The organism is Leuconostoc sp. JNUCC 76 (assembly GCF_053667755.1).
The window spans coordinates 105,602-125,000 of sequence record NZ_CM132206.1; the positions used below are offsets into that span (position 1 = coordinate 105,602).

Here is a 19,399-nt window from a genome sequence, read left to right on the forward strand (position 1 = left end):
TAAGTAAGGTCTTTTTATTTTTAACGTTTTGTCAATTTAACAACACCCTCCCAACGGGCAGTTTGTGGGAACATGTCAATACTTTGAATGTAATCAACTTTGTAAGCTTTTGACAAATCAACCAAATCACGAGCTAAAGTTGAGGCGTTACATGAAATATACACGAACTTTTCAGGTTGTGTGCGCAAAATTTCTCGACGCAGTGCAGTGTCTAAACCTGTGCGTGGTGGATCAACAACTAATGCATCAGCGATCCATCCTTCTGCTTGCCACTTAGGGAACAGTTTTTCAGCCGTGCCCACTTCATAGTGAGCATTACTAATATGATTTAAAGTAGCATTTTGATTGGCATCATCAACTGCCTCGGGGATAATTTCCATACCACGAATTTCGCCAGCCTTGTCAGCTAAGGACAGACCGATTGTACCTACACCAGCATATGCATCGACTAGTTTATCAGCGTGCGTCAAATCAAGTGCTGCCAAGGCTTGATTATAAACCACGGACATTTGCGTATGATTTAACTGCATGAAAGCACGTGGTGACAATTGGAATGTTTTCCCGAGTACCTTTTCTTCGATGTAGTCCTTACCCCAAAGCTTAAGTGTTTCTTCACCCCAAACGAGGCTAGTACGACCGGGGTTATAATTTTGAAAAATACCACGAACTTCTGGTAGAGCCTGATTGATTGCTTCAATCAATGCAGTATCACCAGGGAACCCGTCTGTGTTTGTGATAAATGTTAGTTGTACTTCGCCGGTTGTCTGAGATACACGAGCAACAATAGTTTTTACCGTACCACGATTTTTATCTTCATTGTAGATTGAGACAGATAATTTATCGAGTAATCCACGAACGATACGCATAACTTTCATCGTGGCTGGGGTCTGTGTATGTACAACTGGTAAATCAACCAATTCATGACTACCGCGTTTATACATCCCTACACTTAATTCATCACCAATTTTTCGAACGGGGAATTGGGCTTTGTTACGGTATTCATACGGATGATCCATACCGATTGTGTCACGTATGTCATAATTAGACCAGCCTTTTGGTTGGAATTTTTCAAGCGATTGCACGAGTACATCTTTTTTGAAGCGTAATTGTGCTGGATAATTCATATGCTCCAACTCAAATCCACCAACACTATTTGCGAATTCATCAAGCGGTTTGACTCTATCTGGAGATTTTTCACGTATTTTTAAGACTTTAGCGGCGATATATTTTGGTTCTACTTCAGTAACCTTTACAACAGCCACTTCATCAGGTAAAGCGCCAGGTACAAATACAATCTTACGTTTAAAGTAGCCAATTCCTTCACCATTAATACCGAGGCGTTTGATTGTTAATGGGAAGTTTTGGCCAACACGTACGTTGACACCTTCACTCGTGTTGCCTCTTGGTGCGCCAGACTTACGCGGGTCAAAATTTTTACCATAATATGGTTTTTTACCGTTATTGTTGCGACTTTTTTGATACGGTCGCTTGTTTTGTTCTGTCATATTCATCTTTCTGCATTGCAATGCCCAAGGTTCATTATTATGTAACCATCATAACATGATAGCATGAAAAGTCAGGAGATGGGGACTACAAATGTTTGATAAGTGTGATAATAGAGTCGATAAATGTTTTGAAACAGCAGCAATATCCAACTTAAAGCCAACACGAAGGCAACAATCTCGAAGGTTGTTAGAGACAGATAACCTACCCATTGAAATAAAATCATACTGGTTACTAGGATTGCACAAATGATATAGGATGTTGCTTCAAATTCACGCGGTGCATTGGGTAGTAACCAACGGTTACCCAACATCATAATTAAAATAAAGTAGATTAAAAAATTGGCCATTTGATCATGCAAAATATGAAGCCGTCCAGCGTTGTTTGGAAACAGACCGACACCAGCTAATGACAAAGCCGATAAATTTAGCAATATGCGCAATGTAATAAGACGTCGGTTATGGCGCAGAATTTTTTGTAAAGGAACGAATAGATAATCTACTAACGCCAACCAGATTAACCCAGCTAGAATTAAAGTTGCGTTAAACTGCCAAGAGTCCAGCGCATTATCAGTTCCTAAAAAACTTAGATTATATTGCCACCACATACGCGAACTATTTGTAACCATCGCTGTTAGTACACCGCCAATGATAGTCATTACAAAAATTGAGGTAATAAATAGGGTAGAGATTGATAAAGCTGAATAAATCATTAAAAAGTTAATAATTCCATTAAACATGGTAAATAGCGCAATGGACGTGAATAAATCAAACGATGCGGTTTGAAATAAGTAATTAATTGCCCAAAAGAATCCTGATGTCACAAAAGCTAAGATAATAGCAAAAGCTACGGTTAAAGCTGGTAAGACGCGCCAACTGGTTTTACGCCGCAGCTTATCAATTTGTTGTCGTTGTTGCTGAAAATATATTAAAAGGAACATGAAAATCCCGCTGATCTCACTTAACATAATGACGGCACTAGCAATAGAGTTGTCGCCACCCAAAGGGATACGAAACATTTTTTCCTCCACAGCATAAATTGTGAAAATGATTGCCATCACCATAGAAGGAATCAAAAAATGTCGCAACGACAATGTTTGACGTTCATTAGGATTATTTGTCTGCTGTATGATCAGTTGGCCATTTCTAAGCGTGAGATTTAGTGGTTGATTGTGTTTTAAATGTAGCTCGCTAACAATTTCATCAGGCAATGTGAGTTGATACGGTGTTTTTGACATAATTCTCTCCAATATATTCTAGTTTAGCATGTTCATAAAAGGAGATTGAAAAGAACAAGTATTTTTTAATATTTTATATTTGGTATATCACATTTGTGTTATATCAAATATGTGTTATAATATAAACGTAGAGAGGAACAGAAAAAGTAGCAGATGTGACTCAGATACCTCTCGAGTTAAAGGAGATGTGGATAAATGATTAAACGCAGAAACTTTATTAACGACTTTGTACACAATCGCGTGCGAGGTCAGACTGAATAGGATGGCGATTAGTAATGAGATTTGATATAAAGGCTTACTTAGATGATAATTCACTAACAATTTACCGCGTAGCAAAGGAATCTGGTTATGGATACACAACGATACACAAATCGTTTAACAAAACACAATCGGACGCCACGAGCTTGAACATGCGTGATTTAGATGCTCTGGCTAAGGTACAACATAAACAAATGTGGGAAGTGCTGAGGGAATTAGAAAAACTTTATTTTGATGAATGATAAACGTGCTTGGGGTAAGCACAAGCACATAGAAAACTAAAAGGAGATTTTAGACTATGGCTAACAATAATTTTTTTAATAACGATCCATTTGGATCAGACATGAATGACATTTTTAATAATATGATGGGCAATATGAATGGTATGAACTCTGAGAACCGACGTTATTTAATTAACGGTCGTGAGGTTTCACCTGAAGAATTTGCTCAATATCAACAAACTGGAAAACTACCACAAGGCCTTCAAGCAGCCAATGCTACAAATGGTCAGCCAGTTGCGCAACAATCTGGGCAACCTGGACAAGTAAAGCCGGAAGGAATGTTGGCAAAGCTTGGACGTAACTTGACGAACGAGGCACGCGATGGCTTGCTTGATCCAGTTATTGGACGTAACAAAGAAATTCAAGAAACGGCTGAAATTTTAGGACGTCGTACAAAGAACAATCCAGTGTTAGTTGGAGATGCTGGTGTTGGTAAGACAGCGGTGGTTGAAGGTTTGGCACAAGCAATTGTTAATGGGGATGTCCCAGCAGCAATTAAGGACAAGGAGATTTACAGTATCGATATCTCAAGTCTTGAAGCTGGTACTCAATTCCGTGGTGCTTTTGAGGAAAACATCCAGAACCTAATGAAAGAAGTTAAACAAGCGGGCAACGTTATCCTGTTCTTTGACGAGATTCATCAAATTTTAGGTGCTGGTTCAACAGGCGGTGAAGATGGCGGTAAAGGATTAGCTGATATTATTAAGCCAGCTTTGAGCCGTGGTGAAATTTCAGTAATTGGTGCGACAACGCAAGATGAGTATCGTAACACGATTATGAAGAACGCTGCGCTAGCTCGTCGTTTTAATGAAGTGACTGTGAATGCACCATCACCTAAAGATACACTTGAAATTTTGAAGGGAATTGCGAAGTTGTATGAAAAGCATCACCATGTTTCATTGCCTGAAAACGTGTTGAAGGCAGCTGTTGATTACGCTGTACAATATATTCCACAACGTTCATTACCGGATAAGGCAATTGATTTACTTGATATGACAGCTGCTCACCTGTCAGCTAAAAACCCAGTGACAGACAAAGTTAGCTTAGAAAAGCAAATGACTGATATTAAGGCAAAGCAGGAAAAGGCTGTTGCTGATGAAGACTATGAGGCTGCTTTGAAGTATAAGAACCAAATTGCTGATTTGGAAAAGAGAATTGGTAGTGCGGAGGAAGCCAAAAAGGTTGAGGCAACGCCGAACGATGTAGCCGAATCCGTGGAGCGTTTGACTGGTATTCCTGTGGCACAGATGGGTGCATCAGATATCGAACGTTTGAAGACAATTGGTGATCGTTTGGCTGGTAAAGTTATTGGTCAAGATGAAGCTGTCAGTATGGTTGCTAAAGCCATTCGTCGTAACCGTGCGGGATTTGATGAAGGAAACCGACCAATTGGTTCGTTCCTGTTCGTCGGCCCAACTGGTGTTGGTAAGACGGAGTTAGCAAAGCAACTAGCTTTGGACATGTTTGGTAGCAAAGATAACATTGTTCGTTTGGATATGAGTGAGTATTCGGATTTGACGGCGGTATCTAAGTTAATTGGTACAACTGCTGGGTATGTTGGCTATGATGATAATAGCAACACACTAACTGAAAAAGTCCGTCGTAATCCTTATTCAATTATTCTCCTTGATGAAATTGAAAAGGCCAATCCACAAGTACTAACGTTGTTATTACAAGTGATGGACGATGGACGTTTGACAGATGGTCAAGGAAATGTTGTTAACTTTAAGAACACCGTAATCATTGCAACATCTAATGCTGGATTTGGACACAACTCAAGTGATAAAGATGAAGATTTGATGGCTAAATTGGCACCATACTTCCGTCCAGAGTTCTTGAACCGCTTTAACGGTGTAATCGAGTTTAGTACGTTGACTAAGGATGATTTGAAGCAAATTGTTGATTTGATGTTAGATGATGTCAATAAGACATTGGCTAAGAAAGAGTTGACATTACGCGTGTCTGACGAAGTTAAGGATCACTTGATTGAAGATGGTTATGATGAAGCCTTAGGTGCACGACCATTACGTCGAGTAATTGAGCAACAAATTCGTGACCAAGTAACGGATTTCTACTTGGATAATCCGGGTGAAAAAGCCTTAAGTGCAGATTTGGTCGATGGTAAAGTGGTCATCTCAGCTGTTGTTGAGAAGACTGCGGTTACTAACTAATGTTTGAAAAAACCACGTTCGTGTACAGAACGTGGTTTTTATTTTGCTTTCAATGAACAATTTATTTAGCATGGTATAATGAATTCATTAAACTAAAGGACGTCTCCATGATTATTCAACATGCAATTCTCCATATACTGGACACGAATACAGGTAGTCTCATTGCATCGCAAGGAGAAATGAACGTCGACAATGTTGGCGTTCATGAATATATTGAAAAGCTGGTTAATAAAATCTACAAAGGTGACATCAAGACAGGGCATTTGTTGCCAGATAGTTATCTGGACAATATGATTAAGCAATCGGATTTTCCGGAATTAACGACACAATTGGCCACTAAATTATTTGATACGATTTCTGCTAGTGAGTCTATTCCAGCTGGTGATTTGTTAAGTTTTCAGGCTACAATTGATGAAGGGTCAATCTTTGGATTAATCAAGCTCAACTTCGGCGCTCGTTATGCTCACGCAGTAGAGTACGAAGATGATCAGATGGTGAATAATTTGGTGCTTAATCAGTCAATTTTACCGGCTGCAACGCAAACAGTTGATGAAGCCATTTTGGTAAATGTCGATGATGGTAGCTATCAATTGTTGGAAAAGAAACAACTGATTGATGGACATCGTGTGCCTTATTTTTCAGAAAATTTTTTGGAAATAAAGCCTGAAATTTCAGCAAAAGAAAATATCCAAGTCATTAAGCGTACAATTAAAAATATTGCTGAAAAATATGACGAGCCAGAACATGAGGTACTCGCTGCAACGCAGGAAGTGATTTACAATAGTTTAGCAGAGACGGGTAGTATTAGTACGGATGTTATTGCAGAAAAGGTTTTTGGTGATAACGTCACAGCTAAACAAGAATATCAAGAAAAGCTGACTGAGAAATCATTGCCAACGGAAGTTTCGGTTGTTAATTCCGAGAAGTATGAGAAAAAGTATCGAACACAAAAATTTAAGCTTGATTCAGGAATTGAAATTTCGATTCCGGTTCATGTTTATCAAGATTTGAGTAAAGTTGAATTTGTAAATAACGCTGACGGTACGATTACCTTAATGATTAAAGATATCGAATCAATATTAAATAAGTTCAATGTTTAGAAGGAGAAAATAATGCCTTATCAAGATTCTTATGTTGCTAAAATTCGTGAAAAAATTGGTCACGACTTTGAGCTCGTAATGCCTACGATAGATGTGGTCATTGCCAATCCAAAAGGTGAACTATTGATGATTTATAACCGTGATTTTGATGGTTGGGCCTTTCCAGGTGGTTATATTGAACCAGAAATGTCATGGCAAGAAAATGCAGCCCGAGAAGCTTTGGAAGAGTCAGGTATTCGTGCTAATGCAAAAGATTTGCAATTGATTGGCTCTGTTTCAGGTGCTAATTATCGCACACAATATCCGAATGGTGATCGTGTGAAGTTATATACCAATGTATTTTTGCTCACAAAATGGTCAGAAGAGCTAGATACGATAGATGATACAGAGATTGACGGAAAAAAGTGGATGGCATCGAAGACGATTGATCATATACATCTGACATTTTCTGGTCGTGCAGTATATCAGGCATATCGTCAGTTCAAAAAAGCTGGTCAAGTACAAATGTTAACAATCAATAGTGAATTGCAACGTTTCCTGGATGCTCAAGATGGTCGTATTACTGATGTGAATACCTATGATGATGCCATTGCTGAATTATCTGCTGGACAAAAGAAAACGCATTGGATGTGGTTTGTATTACCACAACTCCGAGGACTAGGGACTAGTGAACGGGCAATATATTACGGCATTAAGGGTATGCAAGAAGCACGTGAATATCTAGCCGATGATGAGTTGCGTAGACGGTTGGAAAAAACTTTGCAAACTATTTTAGCAATAGAATCATCAGATCCAGTTGCTATATTTGGAGAAGTTGATTCTAAAAAATTGCAGGCTAGCTTAACGTTGTTTGCTCAAGTTTCTGAAACGCCTGACTTATATCAAAAAGCATTAGTAAAATTTTTTAATGGTGATTTACACCAACCAACATTGGACTTATTGAACAAATAAAAAGGACAACGAAATTGTCCTTTTTATTTATGCTGTCGTTTTCGGTGCGTGGAGAACAAGACCATGTTCAGGTGTACGCGCATTGATAACAATATCTTCAACTTTAAAAATATGTGCTAATTCAGTTTCTGTAAACTTATTTTTCTTTTCAGCAACTTCACGCAAAGATTTACCTGTACGAAGGGATTCTTTAGCGATTTTAGCAGCTTCTTTGTAACCAATCATAGGAGCCATTGCAGTTGCAAAACTCACTGACAAATCAATATCTTGTGAAAGACGATTTTTGTTTACTGTAATACCATCAATACCATTGATGCGTAAAGTGTTCATGGCTTGTTGTAGATGTTCGATTCCAGTGATTAAGCTTTTGAAAATGATGGGCTCAAATGCATTTAATTCCAATTGACCAGCTTCGCTTGCTGCCGTAACAGTGGTATCAAAGCCAATCATTTCAAATGCAACTTGGTTCACAACTTCTGGAATGACCGGATTAACTTTACCAGGCATAATCGATGAACCGGCTTGCTTTGAAGGTAAGTTAATCTCATGTAATCCCGAACGTGGGCCAGAGCTGAGTAAGCGTAAATCATTAGACATTTTAGATAGATTAACTGCTAAGTTTTTTAATGAACCAGACAAGGCAACATAGGAATCCAAGTTTGATGTTGCATCAAATAAATCGTGGGCTTGCTCAAGTGGAAGCCCAGTTATGCTAGCTAAGTTAGGGACAATGTGCACTTGATAATGATAACTCACGTTAATACCAGAACCAATAGCTGATCCGCCCAGATTTAATGTGTACAGCTCATTGCGGGCAGCTTCGATACGTTTAAAATCCCGACGAAGTGGTTTTAACCAAGCATGGAAGGTATTTCCTAAGGTCATGGGCACAGCATCTTGTAGCTGTGTACGACCCATTTTGTAAGTTGTTGAAAACTCGTCGGCTTTGTTACCAAGAGCGTCTACCAATAATGTTAATTCTGAAAAAAGTGGTTCGAGTAGTCGGATAAGAGCAATTTTTCCTGCGCTAGGATAAGTATCATTGGTACTCTGACCCATATTAACGTGGTCATTTGGGTTAACATAGTCATATTCACCACGTGCACGGCCAACCTGCTCAAGAGCTGTATTAGCAACAACTTCATTGACGTTCATGTTGGTACTTGTACCAGCACCACCTTGAACGTCACTAATTGGAAACATTGTAAGATCGATTGGCTGACTTAACAAAATTTTTGTTGCATCAACAATATGTTTAGCAACGGCACGATCTAGATTACCAGATGTAGCATTTGTTTGTGCCGCGGCCTGTTTAATTTCTAAAAAGGCTCGAATGATTTCTGGATGGGTTGTTTCTTTTGAAATTGGAAAGTTATTTAGCGCACGTTGAGTGTGTGCCCCGTAGTAGACATCTTTGGGTACGTTGATTTGGCCAAGTGAATCTGATTCTGTGCGCATATTGCTTCTCCTTACTGGTTATGAGAATATTTTACCGCAAAAAATAACTATACCAATTTTATTTGTTAAGTTTTATGACACCATTTTTTCTTTCTTAATTAGAAAAAAGCACCCTTTAAGGTGCTTCAATAATTTCAACGCCATCATCACTACCAATGACTACCCGGTTAACAACATCAGTGAACAGACCGTGCTCTACAACACCGACCATATTAATTAATTCTTGACCTAAATCACGTGGATTTTCGATAACGGGAACATGCAGATCAATGAGGTAATTTGCTGAATCTGTACGTACAGGGTTGCCATTTTGATCTAAACGCCAAGTAGGATGGAACCCATCGGCAGTAAAGCGTTTAAATAATTGGTCAGATCCATATGGAATAATTTCGACTGGCAAATACTGATTTAGTTTGGGTACACGTTTGCTACTGTCCACAACCCAGATATTCTCACGAGAGTTAAACGCAACGATCTTTTCCCATAAAAGCGCGGCTCCGCCACCTTTGATGGCTGAGAAATCATCCGAAATTTGGTCAGCTCCATCAATTGTAAGATCAATTTTATCGACATCATCAACGTTGTACATAGGGATTCCTAGTTTTGCAGCATTGCGCCTTGTCTTTTCAGAAGTAGGGACGCCGACGATTTTTAAATTTTCATTGGCTACGCGTTCACCTAAAGCGGTAATGACTTGAGCAATTGTCGATCCAGAGCCAATGCCCACTACCATACCGTCCTGAACAAAGTCGGCGGCGCGGCGACCTGCAATAATTTTTTGTAAATCCTGTGATGAACTCATGATTTGTATTCAATCTCCTGATAAATGTCGGGGTAACGTAAAAATGCTTCTTTTACATAAGGACAGACGGGTTTTATTGTCATGTTTTTGGCACGCGCATCAGCAACAATCGTGTCTAGCAATTGTTTAGCAACACCTTGCCCACGTAGAGATGGGTCCACTACGGTTGAATTAATTGAATAGGTTTGCCCGTCGTTGATTACTGTATAAGTAATCTGAGCGATAGCTTTGCCGTTTTTTTCCAAGAAATAACGACCATTTTCGTGTTGGAATTCCATAATAATTTCCTCTCGTTTTATTATAACAGCATAATGATTAGCGATATTTAATTGAGTAGGTGAAAATTTACTATTTACCTATGATACTAACATAATTTGTGCTGGTCTGTGCTACTTGTTCTGACCATTTTTAAACCATCTAACATTTTATAATTTAATGTATATTTTTTTAAATAAGGACGATATATCGTATAATAAGGGATAAACTATTTATGAAGAGGTGTACTTATTATGACACGTGGATTTGAGATTGTTAGCAAATATGCTGACGAGAATATTAACGTTCCAAAGCGCAGCACACAACAAGCAGCAGGTTATGATTTTGAAGCCGCAGTGGATATCACTATCCCTAGCGTTTTGAGTAATAATTTTTTCAAGGGACTCAATATTTTATCGCTTGGAAAACTTTCAAAGCTACGTGATAATGAAGATTTACAAAATATACTCAAACCGGTACTTATTCCAACGGGTATAAAAGCTTACATGGGGGAAGGTGAATACTTGCAACTTGTTTCGCGTTCAAGTGGACCTATTAAAAAGCGTATAATGATGCCTAATGCAGTTGGTATCGTAGATGCTGATTACTATAATAATGAAAGCAATGAAGGGGAAATTTTCTTTCAGTTTATTAATTTTGGCCTTAAAGATGCTCATATTAAAAAAGGTGAGCGCATCGGTCAAGGCATATTTTTGCCCTATTTATTAGCTGATGGCGATGATGCTGTGGAAAAGTCAGATCGTAAGGGTGGCTTTGGTTCAACAGGGCAATAATAGCTTTTATCATTATGTTAGAACGAATTAAATGAAAGGACTAGGATATCGCTAAAATAAAAACACAATTTATATGTTCCAACTGCGGTTTTGTTTCGGCGCGGTATTTGGGACGCTGCTCAAATTGTGGTGAATGGGGCACGCTTGTTGAAGAAAAAATCCAACCAGAATCAAATGATCGTAAAAGTCGTGTGAGTCTAGATGGACGCAATGCTAAAGTTGAAAAAATAAACGAGATTACATCTGAAGAGACACCGCGCGTGGCAACTAAGCTTAAAGAACTAAACCGAGTTTTAGGTGGTGGTGTTGTCCCAGGTTCCATGGTTTTGATTGGTGGTGATCCTGGTATCGGTAAGTCAACATTACTACTTCAAGTATCTGGACAACTGGCTCAAGAAGGTCGGGTACTATATGTAACCGGCGAAGAGTCTGCCACACAAGTGAAATTGCGTGCCGACCGCTTAGGTGTTGGACACGATGAGTTTTATTTATATCCGGAAACGGATATGACGGCCGTGAAAAAGCAGATTGAGGAATTACAACCGAATTTTGTTGTTATTGACTCGGTACAAACCATGCAGGAACCTGATGTCTCATCGGCTGTTGGATCAGTATCACAAATTCGAGAAGTGACAGCCGATCTGTTGCAAATCGCTAAGACTAATAATATTTCGATATTTATAGTAGGGCATGTGACTAAAGATGGCGCCATAGCGGGACCCAAAATTTTGGAGCACATGGTCGATACAGTATTGTACTTTGAGGGAGATAGTAATTATAAGTATCGAATTCTGCGTGCGGTTAAAAACCGGTTTGGCGCAACGAATGAATTAGGCATTTTTGAAATGCGTAATGGCGGTTTGATAGAAGTGGCTAATCCCTCTGAGATTTTCTTAGAAGAACGCTTATCTGGTGCCACTGGATCAGCGATTGTGGTCGCGTTAGAAGGATCACGACCTATTCTGGTTGAATTACAAGCCCTAGTAACGCCGACCGTATTTGGTAATGCACAGCGTACAGCAGCAGGACTCGATAGAAATCGTGTGTCATTGATTATGGCAGTATTAGAAAAACGCGCTAACTTATTATTACAAAATCAAGATGCGTATTTAAAGGCAGCAGGTGGCGTGAAACTTGATGAACCAGCAATTGATTTAGCAATCGCTGTTGCTCTGGCTAGTTCATATCATGATAAAGAATCAAGGCCAAGTGATGTCTTTGTTGGCGAAATTGGTCTAACTGGTGAAGTCCGTAGCGTAGCAGATATTGAAGGGCGATTAAAAGAAGCTAAAAAATTAGGCTTTAAGCGTGCTATTGTTCCTAAAAACAATTTAAATGGTGTTGAATTACCTCATGGTATTCAAGTTATTGGAGTAACAACGTTAAGTGAGGCGCTAAAAATTGCCTTAGGAGAATGATCATGTCAGAGCATTTATTAACAGGGTTGGCTGACATCAATAGTGCTCTCTATGAACATGTTGAGAAAGGGAAAGCTTACAGCGTACGTTTTTTTGTCGGGGTAATGATATTTTGTACATTATTGCTGTTTTTGCTTATCGGAGCAGCAGTCACGTTCTTTTTGATGGGAATTGTTTTCGAACAACTAGAATGGATAGCAATGATTTTGGTATTCTTTTCGGTATTAGTTACGGGGATGGTTGGCTGGTTATCATGGAAATGGGGACAACTACTTTGGCAGCTTTTAAAACAAGTCGATGAAACTGGGCATTACTACGCCCATGATAAAATACGTGCCAGTGACCAAACAAAAAGCCATTTAGGTAAACATTTTTAAATAGCTAAACAAAAAAGGGCCTTCCTAGAAAGGTCCTTTTTTATTATGAAGGTTGTACTAGCCGTGCGCGCTTTTTTTGGAAAGCAACAATAACTAGGTGAATGATAATAGCTACGATGCCAATGGTCAGAAGTTGCAACCAAAGGGTGTGTGTGCTATTGCCGCCGTATAGAATGTTGTAATCTGCGCGAATTGAATAAAAACAAGGAGAAATATTACTAATGGCCTTGAAAAAATCAGGCAGGATTGGGCGCGGAATGAGACCAGCCCCTGAAACGACTTGAGTCAGCATGAAAGGCATATTGATCATAATACCAAGTTGCCCAAGAATCAATGAAAAGATTAGGTTGACGTTCAATGCTGCAAATAACTCAATAGAATGGTTAACCCACAGTTGCCAATAGGTATTACTATCAAAATGAAGCATACTTTTGCTTAGTCCAACAATTAACAATGGTGCTATCATTGAAATTAAGATAATGGCGATCTCCGTATAAGTATATGCTTTCCAGCGACCTATTAATGGGGAAAATGACTTGTATGCACTGACAATTAACATGGCGCCAATCATGGAACCAATATAGAAAGCTAGTGACATAAAGAATGGAGCCATGCTATGTTGCATACCAGAAGGTGCTTTATTCATTTTTACAATGCTGTAATTGTATGAATTAGCAACGTTTGCATAGGTTTGATTTATTTTCGCTGTAGCAGTGCTTTTTGTTTGTTCAGCTTTTTGTAAAATAGCGTCTTTTTGTGTTGGATTAGCTGTGATTAATGATTTTGTTTCTGATTCTAATTGTGATAATTCAGCGGCAGTTAGAATCCCTTTGCTTTGCTGCAGTAAAACACTTTTTTGAACATGATTACCGACTGACTTGGCAACAGATTCCATGGATGAAACTGATGTCATAGGATTGGCGTAATTGATATAAAACTTAAGTTCACCTTTAGATTGACCATCCATTTTCTTGAGGTTGGCATTGAAATCTTTTGGAATATTAATAATCAAATAAACTTTGCGATCGTTCAATTGACTTTTAGCTTGTTTCATATTCAAATCAGTTTTGACGTGTTTGAATGGCAAGCTTTTTTTAAGTTGTTTTTTTAATGTGGCACTGTCTTTATCTTGGTTGACAATGGCAACTGGTAATTGGTTTATTTTGCTAGGTACGACTTTATACCCAGAAAAATAAATGCCAACCATCAGTAATCCGTAAAATAGCACGATAATGAGCGCCCCGAGGACACCCTTGCTAACAATAAATTTTTTGAAACTCATGTGGAACCCCTTTTCTTTTGCTGACAATAGAGTAGCACTTATTTGTTTTGCATGCAAGTGATTGCGTGCATAATAAAAATAGTCTGTCTTTCAAAAGAGAATATGATAATATAACTAAGAAGAGGTACGAAATATGTCCAAACAACTATCAAAATACGATTTGATTTTAAATGCGTTTACGACGTTATTAGTTCAAGTAGGTTATCAGTCTACAACAATCAACAAAATTGCAGAAGCAGCAAATGTTAACCCAAGTACTATCTTTAGAAAATTCAAAGATAAAGAGGGAATGTTATCTGCAATAATCAATCGCCATTTGGCAGATTTGCAAACGATATTTGATGATGTATCTCTGACGGGTGATGTTGAGATTGATTTGATTAATATGTCAAAAGCCTTTCAAGAGTTTCAGGAGAAACATCAAGCAGTTGTTGTGATGGGTGTTCAGGAATCTTTTAGAATGCCAAACGTCAGTCATGCTGTGGAAGAGATAGAAATTAATTTCAAGCAAACTTTGTTGCAGTACTTTTCCGAAATGAGACAGCAACATAAAATAAAGAAAACGATTAATATTGAAGCAGCTGCCATGAACATAATATGGCTAAATTTTGGGTATTTTATGACAGTTATACGTTTCAACAATCCTGAGTTAATTACTGATCAAGAAAATTTCTACGAAAAGCAAATTCGCTTTTTTGCAAAAAGTTTACGTCCTTAAAAACACAGTGTAGTGATTGGAAATTAGTATCATGAGTGTTGTATACTAGTATCTAGACAAAACGGTACTAAATACCATACATAGGAGATTATTGATTCATGACAGAAGACATACGTGTTCGCTATGCGCCGTCACCAACTGGACATTTGCACATAGGGAATGCACGAACTGCTATTTTTAATTGGTTATTTGCGCGCCACTACAATGGCACATTCGTTATTCGTATTGAGGATACTGACTCAGCACGTAATATTGCTGATGGCGAAAAATCACAACTTGAAAATTTGGCTTGGCTAGGTTTAGACTGGGATGAAAGTCCAGACAAACCAGGCGTTTATGGACCCTATCGTCAATCAGAACGTAATGAACAGGGTATTTATCAAGAATTTATCGATGCATTATTGGCTAGTGGGCAAGCGTACAAGTCGTACAAAACATCAGAACAGCTCGCCTCTGAACGTGAAGCGCAACAAGCAGCTAAGCAGGCGCCACATTATGTTTATGAATATGAAGGTTTGACTAACGAAGAGCGTGAAGCCAAATATGCTGAATTTGAAGCACAAGGATTAAAGCCAGTAGTACGTTTCCGTGTGCCAGAAGAAAAGGTATACGCTTGGGATGATATTGTTAAAGGACATATTGAAATTGGTGCTAAAGAAGTTGGTGGTGATTGGGTCATTCAAAAAGCTGATGGCATGCCAACTTATAATTTCGCAGTTGTCGTTGATGACCACTTGATGAAAATTTCCCATGTTCTTCGCGGAGACGATCATGTCTCAAATACACCAAAGCAAATCATGATTTATGAGGCCTTGGGATGGGATGTGCCAAAGTTTGGACACATGGCTTTAATTATCAATGGAGAAACTGGTAAGAAATTGTCTAAACGTGATGAAAATCTCTTGCAGTTCGTTGAACAATACAAGGAATTAGGCTACCAACCACAAGCTATGGTTAATTTTATTGGTTTGCTGGGCTGGTCACCAAAGGGTGAAGATGAAATCTTTAGTTTGTCAGAGTTCAAAGAAATGTTTGATGAAAAGCGTTTGAGCAAAGCGAATGCTAAGTTCGATCAAAAGAAATTAGAATGGGTCAACAACCAATGGATGCGTCGTGATACGGACGCTGTTATGCCACAACTTATTCAAGAGCTTGTCGATGCTCATTTGATATCTGCAGATGATGCTACTGATAAGAAAAAGTGGTTGTCAGAAGTTATTAAAGTCGCTGGCGTTGATGGTATATCATATACGCGTCAAATTGTTGAGCTAGTTCGCAAACCTTTCTTTGAGTTGAGCGATATAACAGATGAAATGGTTGAATACTTGACTTCAGAAGATGGTCGTAAAGTGGCAGCTGCGTGGGAATCAGCATATGAATCCTTGCCGACTGATGCAACACCGGCCGACTATATGAGTACAATTCGTGCGATTCAAAACGACTTAGAAATTAAAGGCCGTAACTTATGGAATCCTATTCGTATTATGACTACTCACGAAGTCCAGGGACCTAATTTACCAGAAATGTTGACATTGTTGGATAAGAACACTGTTCTGAAGACAATGCGTGATGTGAAAGAAAAATATTTAGCATAGGTATTTAAACGTCGAGAAATGCTCGGCGTTTTTATTATGATTTTGAGTATCCCTTCGTACTGAGGAATAATGCCAAAATGTTTTCAGCTCATGTATAATACTAAGTAATAATAATTTTTCTATGTATAAAGGGAGCAAACTATGATCTACGTCTACAACACGTTATCACGTGAAAAAGAAGTTTTTAAGCCAATTACTGCTGGCAAAATAAACATGTATGTTTGTGGCCCTACGGTATATAACTATATCCATATTGGAAATGCTCGCTCAGCCATTGCTTTTGACACAGTGCGTCGCTATTTTGAATATCGTGGTTATGAAGTTAATTACGTTTCGAATTTTACTGATGTGGACGACAAAATTATTAATCGTGCGCAAGAAGAAGGCGTTTCTGAACTAGAGATTGCTAATAAGTATGCTGATGCCTTTGATGAAGACACTCTGCCGTTGAATATTAAACCTGCCACGGTGCGTTCACGTGCAACGGAAGTTATCCCAGAGATCATCGAATTCGTAAAAGATCTCATTGATAAAGGCTATGCATATGAGTCCGAAGGGGATGTTTACTTCCGTGCTAAGAAATTCAAGGGCTATGGTATTTTAGCTCATCAGGATTTGGCAGAAATGGAAGCCAATGCTGCTGGTCGTTTGAATGATGAGGAGACTATTCGTAAAGAGGATCCGATTGATTTTGCTGTTTGGAAGAATGAACCACGGGAAGGGGTTATCTCATGGTCGTCTCCATGGGGAAATGGTCGTCCGGGCTGGCATATAGAGTGCTCGGTTATGGCGCAAAAGTACTTGGCGAATACAATTGATATCCACGGTGGCGGTATTGATTTAGCATTTCCACATCACACAAATGAAATTGCGCAATCTGAGGCTAGAACGGGACAAAAGTTTGTTAATTATTGGATGCATAATGGATTTGTTAATGTTGATAATGAAAAGATGTCAAAATCTCTTGGTAATTTTACAACTCTACATGACATGCTAACGACTTATGATGATCCAATGGTCATTCGATACTTATTGACCACAACGCAGTATCGGCGAGCAATTAACTATGAAGCAAATACTTTAGAACAAGCACGTTTAGAATTAGAACGCATCCGTACAGCTTATAGAAATTTGATGTTTCGAGTGGAGACATCGGAACCTGGCGGGGATGAAGACGTTGAGACACTGATTGAAGCGCAAAAGACAGCGTTTGACCAGGCGATGGATGATGACTTTAATACACCTAACGCGCTTGCAGCTATTTTTGAACTTGTTAGTATAGGGAATACCTACACTGAGCGTAATACTGTAAAAGTTGATACTGTTCAGCGTTTATTAGAAACAACTGCCGATTTACTATCTGTATTTGGTATTGAGGGATTGGATGGTAACGAAGAACTTACAACGAAGCAACGTGAATTATTGGATAAACGTGTATTAGCTCGTGAGTCGCATGATTTTGAAGAATCAGACTTGTTACGTAATCAGTTAAAAGAAGTCGGTATATTTGTAGAAGATACACCACAAGGCCAACGTTGGCACAAATAAAAAAACTATCAGCTTGCTGATAGCTTTTTTATTTATTAAGTAAAGGTAAAGGGAGAGGGAACAAAAAAGAGGAAAGGGATAAAGAAGGGGGGGATAAAGCGAATAAGGAATGGGAGAAAGGGGGTAAAAAGGGATAAAAAGCGAACGGGTAAAGGAAAGTAAAAAAGAAGTAAAAGAAGTAGTTGACGAGGGAGGATAAAGTTGGTATATTAGTATATGTTCCAACGGAGCGAAACGACGCAAAGCGTTGCGAAGCAAGGGGAGCGAGAGCGTGAAGGTAGTGAAGTCGAGAAAAACTTCTTAAAAGAAGTAGTTGACAAAGCTAAACGAGCGTGGTAAGATAATATAGTTGTCTCAGCGACAACGAGTAGCACATTGAAAACTGAACAAAACTTTGAACAAACGAATCTGTGGCTGTTACGTAAAGTAACAAAAACAAATTTGCGAAGTCAATTCGTAACAAACAATAAACGGATTACGTTATAGAGATATAGCGAAAGATAGTCAGTTTAATCGAAGAGCAATCTTCAAATTTTCAAATTGAGAGTTTGATCCTGGCTCAGGATGAACGCTGGCGGCGTGCCTAATACATGCAAGTCGAACGCACAGCGAAAGGTGCTTGCACCTTTCAAGTGAGTGGCGAACGGGTGAGTAACACGTGGACAACCTGCCTCAAGGCTGGGGATAACATTTGGAAACAGATGCTAATACCGAATAAAACTTAGTGTCGCATGACATAAAGTTAAAAGGCGCTTCGGCGTCACCTAGAGATGGATCCGCGGTGCATTAGTTAGTTGGTGGGGTAAAGGCCTACCAAGACAATGATGCATAGCCGAGTTGAGAGACTGATCGGCCACATTGGGACTGAGACACGGCCCAAACTCCTACGGGAGGCTGCAGTAGGGAATCTTCCACAATGGGCGAAAGCCTGATGGAGCAACGCCGCGTGTGTGATGAAGGCTTTCGGGTCGTAAAGCACTGTTGTATGGGAAGAACAGCTAGAATAGGAAATGATTTTAGTTTGACGGTACCATACCAGAAAGGGACGGCTAAATACGTGCCAGCAGCCGCGGTAATACGTATGTCCCGAGCGTTATCCGGATTTATTGGGCGTAAAGCGAGCGCAGACGGTTTATTAAGTCTGATGTGAAAGCCCGGAGCTCAACTCCGGAATGGCATTGGAAACTGGTTAACTTGAGTGCAGTAGAGGTAAGTGGAACTCCATGTGTAGCGGTGGAATGCGTAGATATATGGAAGAACACCAGTGGCGAAGGCGGCTTACTGGACTGCAACTGACGTTGAGGCTCGAAAGTGTGGGTAGCAAACAGGATTAGATACCCTGGTAGTCCACACCGTAAACGATGAACACTAGGTGTTAGGAGGTTTCCGCCTCTTAGTGCCGAAGCTAACGCATTAAGTGTTCCGCCTGGGGAGTACGACCGCAAGGTTGAAACTCAAAGGAATTGACGGGGACCCGCACAAGCGGTGGAGCATGTGGTTTAATTCGAAGCAACGCGAAGAACCTTACCAGGTCTTGACATCCTTTGAAGCTTTTAGAGATAGAAGTGTTCTCTTCGGAGACAAAGTGACAGGTGGTGCATGGTCGTCGTCAGCTCGTGTCGTGAGATGTTGGGTTAAGTCCCGCAACGAG

Annotated in this window: 17 protein-coding genes and 1 rRNA gene (1 of these 18 only partly in view); 12 read left to right on the forward strand and 6 right to left on the reverse strand. The window is 39.3% G+C overall.

Annotated elements, in window-relative coordinates; translation table 11 throughout:
- Nucleotides 1–20: 20 nt before the first annotated feature.
- Together rlmD and JNUCC76_RS00615 are read right to left on the reverse strand one after the other, a co-directional pair.
- Entirely contained in the window at nt 21–1,505 is a 1,485-nt protein-coding gene (gene rlmD / locus JNUCC76_RS00610) for a 23S rRNA (uracil(1939)-C(5))-methyltransferase RlmD (protein ID WP_454155000.1), read from the reverse strand.
- A 71-nt stretch (nt 1,506–1,576) separates the two neighbouring features.
- On the reverse strand, nt 1,577–2,740 hold the full coding sequence (locus JNUCC76_RS00615; protein ID WP_011679109.1) for an AbrB/MazE/SpoVT family DNA-binding domain-containing protein: 1,164 nt from the start codon (nt 2,738–2,740) through the stop codon (nt 1,577–1,579).
- A gap of 275 nt (nt 2,741–3,015) precedes the next feature.
- On the opposite strand from JNUCC76_RS00615, the gene JNUCC76_RS00620 reads away from it, so the two are divergent.
- The 4 genes from JNUCC76_RS00620 (at nt 3,016) to JNUCC76_RS00635 (ending at nt 7,501) form a co-directional block, all read left to right on the forward strand.
- The gene (locus JNUCC76_RS00620) at nt 3,016–3,240 is read left to right on the forward strand and encodes a hypothetical protein (protein ID WP_011679110.1); all 225 of its coding nucleotides are present in this window, start codon (nt 3,016–3,018) and stop codon (nt 3,238–3,240) included.
- Nucleotides 3,241–3,296: 56 nt separating this feature from the next.
- On the forward strand, nt 3,297–5,450 hold the full coding sequence (locus JNUCC76_RS00625) for an AAA family ATPase (protein WP_454155003.1): 2,154 nt from the start codon (nt 3,297–3,299) through the stop codon (nt 5,448–5,450).
- Nucleotides 5,451–5,557: 107 nt separating this feature from the next.
- The gene (locus tag JNUCC76_RS00630; protein ID WP_454155005.1) at nt 5,558–6,550 is read left to right on the forward strand and encodes a nucleoid-associated protein; all 993 of its coding nucleotides are present in this window, start codon (nt 5,558–5,560) and stop codon (nt 6,548–6,550) included.
- A gap of 12 nt (nt 6,551–6,562) precedes the next feature.
- Nucleotides 6,563–7,501, forward strand: coding sequence for a DUF1810 family protein (locus tag JNUCC76_RS00635; RefSeq protein WP_454155007.1), 939 nt, complete (start codon nt 6,563–6,565; stop codon nt 7,499–7,501).
- A 27-nt stretch (nt 7,502–7,528) separates the two neighbouring features.
- Here the strand turns inward: JNUCC76_RS00635 and JNUCC76_RS00640 are convergent, their stop codons facing one another.
- The 3 genes from JNUCC76_RS00640 to JNUCC76_RS00650 form a co-directional block, all read right to left on the reverse strand.
- Nucleotides 7,529–8,959 (reverse strand): aspartate ammonia-lyase, encoded by a 1,431-nt coding sequence (locus JNUCC76_RS00640; RefSeq protein ID WP_454155009.1) that lies wholly within the window; start codon nt 8,957–8,959, stop codon nt 7,529–7,531.
- 115 nt (nt 8,960–9,074) lie between these two features.
- Nucleotides 9,075–9,761 (reverse strand): ribose-5-phosphate isomerase RpiA, encoded by a 687-nt coding sequence (gene rpiA, locus JNUCC76_RS00645; protein ID WP_129531596.1) that lies wholly within the window; start codon nt 9,759–9,761, stop codon nt 9,075–9,077.
- Nucleotides 9,758–10,039 carry a GNAT family N-acetyltransferase gene (locus JNUCC76_RS00650; protein WP_454155011.1) on the reverse strand — a complete coding sequence of 94 codons (282 nt, stop codon included), beginning with the start codon at nt 10,037–10,039 and terminating at the stop codon, nt 9,758–9,760. Before JNUCC76_RS00650 ends, rpiA begins: the two co-directional genes overlap by 4 nt.
- Before the next feature lie 231 nt (nt 10,040–10,270).
- Between JNUCC76_RS00650 and JNUCC76_RS00655 the strand changes: the two genes are divergently transcribed.
- The 3 genes from JNUCC76_RS00655 to JNUCC76_RS00665 are packed head-to-tail and all read left to right on the forward strand — an operon-like array spanning nt 10,271 to nt 12,605.
- Complete coding sequence (locus JNUCC76_RS00655) at nt 10,271–10,810, forward strand: dCTP deaminase/dUTPase family protein (protein ID WP_454155013.1); 540 nt, start codon at nt 10,271–10,273, stop codon at nt 10,808–10,810.
- A 47-nt stretch (nt 10,811–10,857) separates the two neighbouring features.
- The gene (gene radA, locus JNUCC76_RS00660; protein ID WP_454156498.1) at nt 10,858–12,228 is read left to right on the forward strand and encodes a DNA repair protein RadA; all 1,371 of its coding nucleotides are present in this window, start codon (nt 10,858–10,860) and stop codon (nt 12,226–12,228) included.
- A 2-nt stretch (nt 12,229–12,230) separates the two neighbouring features.
- Nucleotides 12,231–12,605, forward strand: coding sequence for a hypothetical protein (locus tag JNUCC76_RS00665; RefSeq protein ID WP_454155015.1), 375 nt, complete (start codon nt 12,231–12,233; stop codon nt 12,603–12,605).
- A 43-nt stretch (nt 12,606–12,648) separates the two neighbouring features.
- Here JNUCC76_RS00665 and JNUCC76_RS00670 read toward each other — a convergent pair whose 3' ends face one another.
- Nucleotides 12,649–13,887, reverse strand: coding sequence for a YhgE/Pip domain-containing protein (locus JNUCC76_RS00670; RefSeq protein WP_454155017.1), 1,239 nt, complete (start codon nt 13,885–13,887; stop codon nt 12,649–12,651).
- Between the two features lie 133 nt (nt 13,888–14,020).
- On the opposite strand from JNUCC76_RS00670, the gene JNUCC76_RS00675 reads away from it, so the two are divergent.
- The 5 genes from JNUCC76_RS00675 to JNUCC76_RS00695 all read left to right on the forward strand — a co-directional run.
- A complete protein-coding gene (locus JNUCC76_RS00675; RefSeq protein ID WP_454155018.1) occupies nt 14,021–14,605 on the forward strand; it encodes a TetR/AcrR family transcriptional regulator in 585 nt (194 codons plus the stop codon).
- Between the two features lie 98 nt (nt 14,606–14,703).
- On the forward strand, nt 14,704–16,200 hold the full coding sequence (gene gltX, locus JNUCC76_RS00680) for a glutamate--tRNA ligase (RefSeq protein ID WP_260355222.1): 1,497 nt from the start codon (nt 14,704–14,706) through the stop codon (nt 16,198–16,200).
- Between the two features lie 141 nt (nt 16,201–16,341).
- Nucleotides 16,342–17,748 carry a cysteine--tRNA ligase gene (cysS, locus tag JNUCC76_RS00685; RefSeq protein WP_454155020.1) on the forward strand — a complete coding sequence of 469 codons (1,407 nt, stop codon included), beginning with the start codon at nt 16,342–16,344 and terminating at the stop codon, nt 17,746–17,748.
- Between the two features lie 216 nt (nt 17,749–17,964).
- Nucleotides 17,965–18,087 (forward strand): hypothetical protein, encoded by a 123-nt coding sequence (locus tag JNUCC76_RS00690; protein ID WP_454154417.1) that lies wholly within the window; start codon nt 17,965–17,967, stop codon nt 18,085–18,087.
- 197 nt (nt 18,088–18,284) lie between these two features.
- Nucleotides 18,285–19,399 (forward strand): 16S ribosomal RNA (locus tag JNUCC76_RS00695) (it continues 436 nt past the right edge of the window).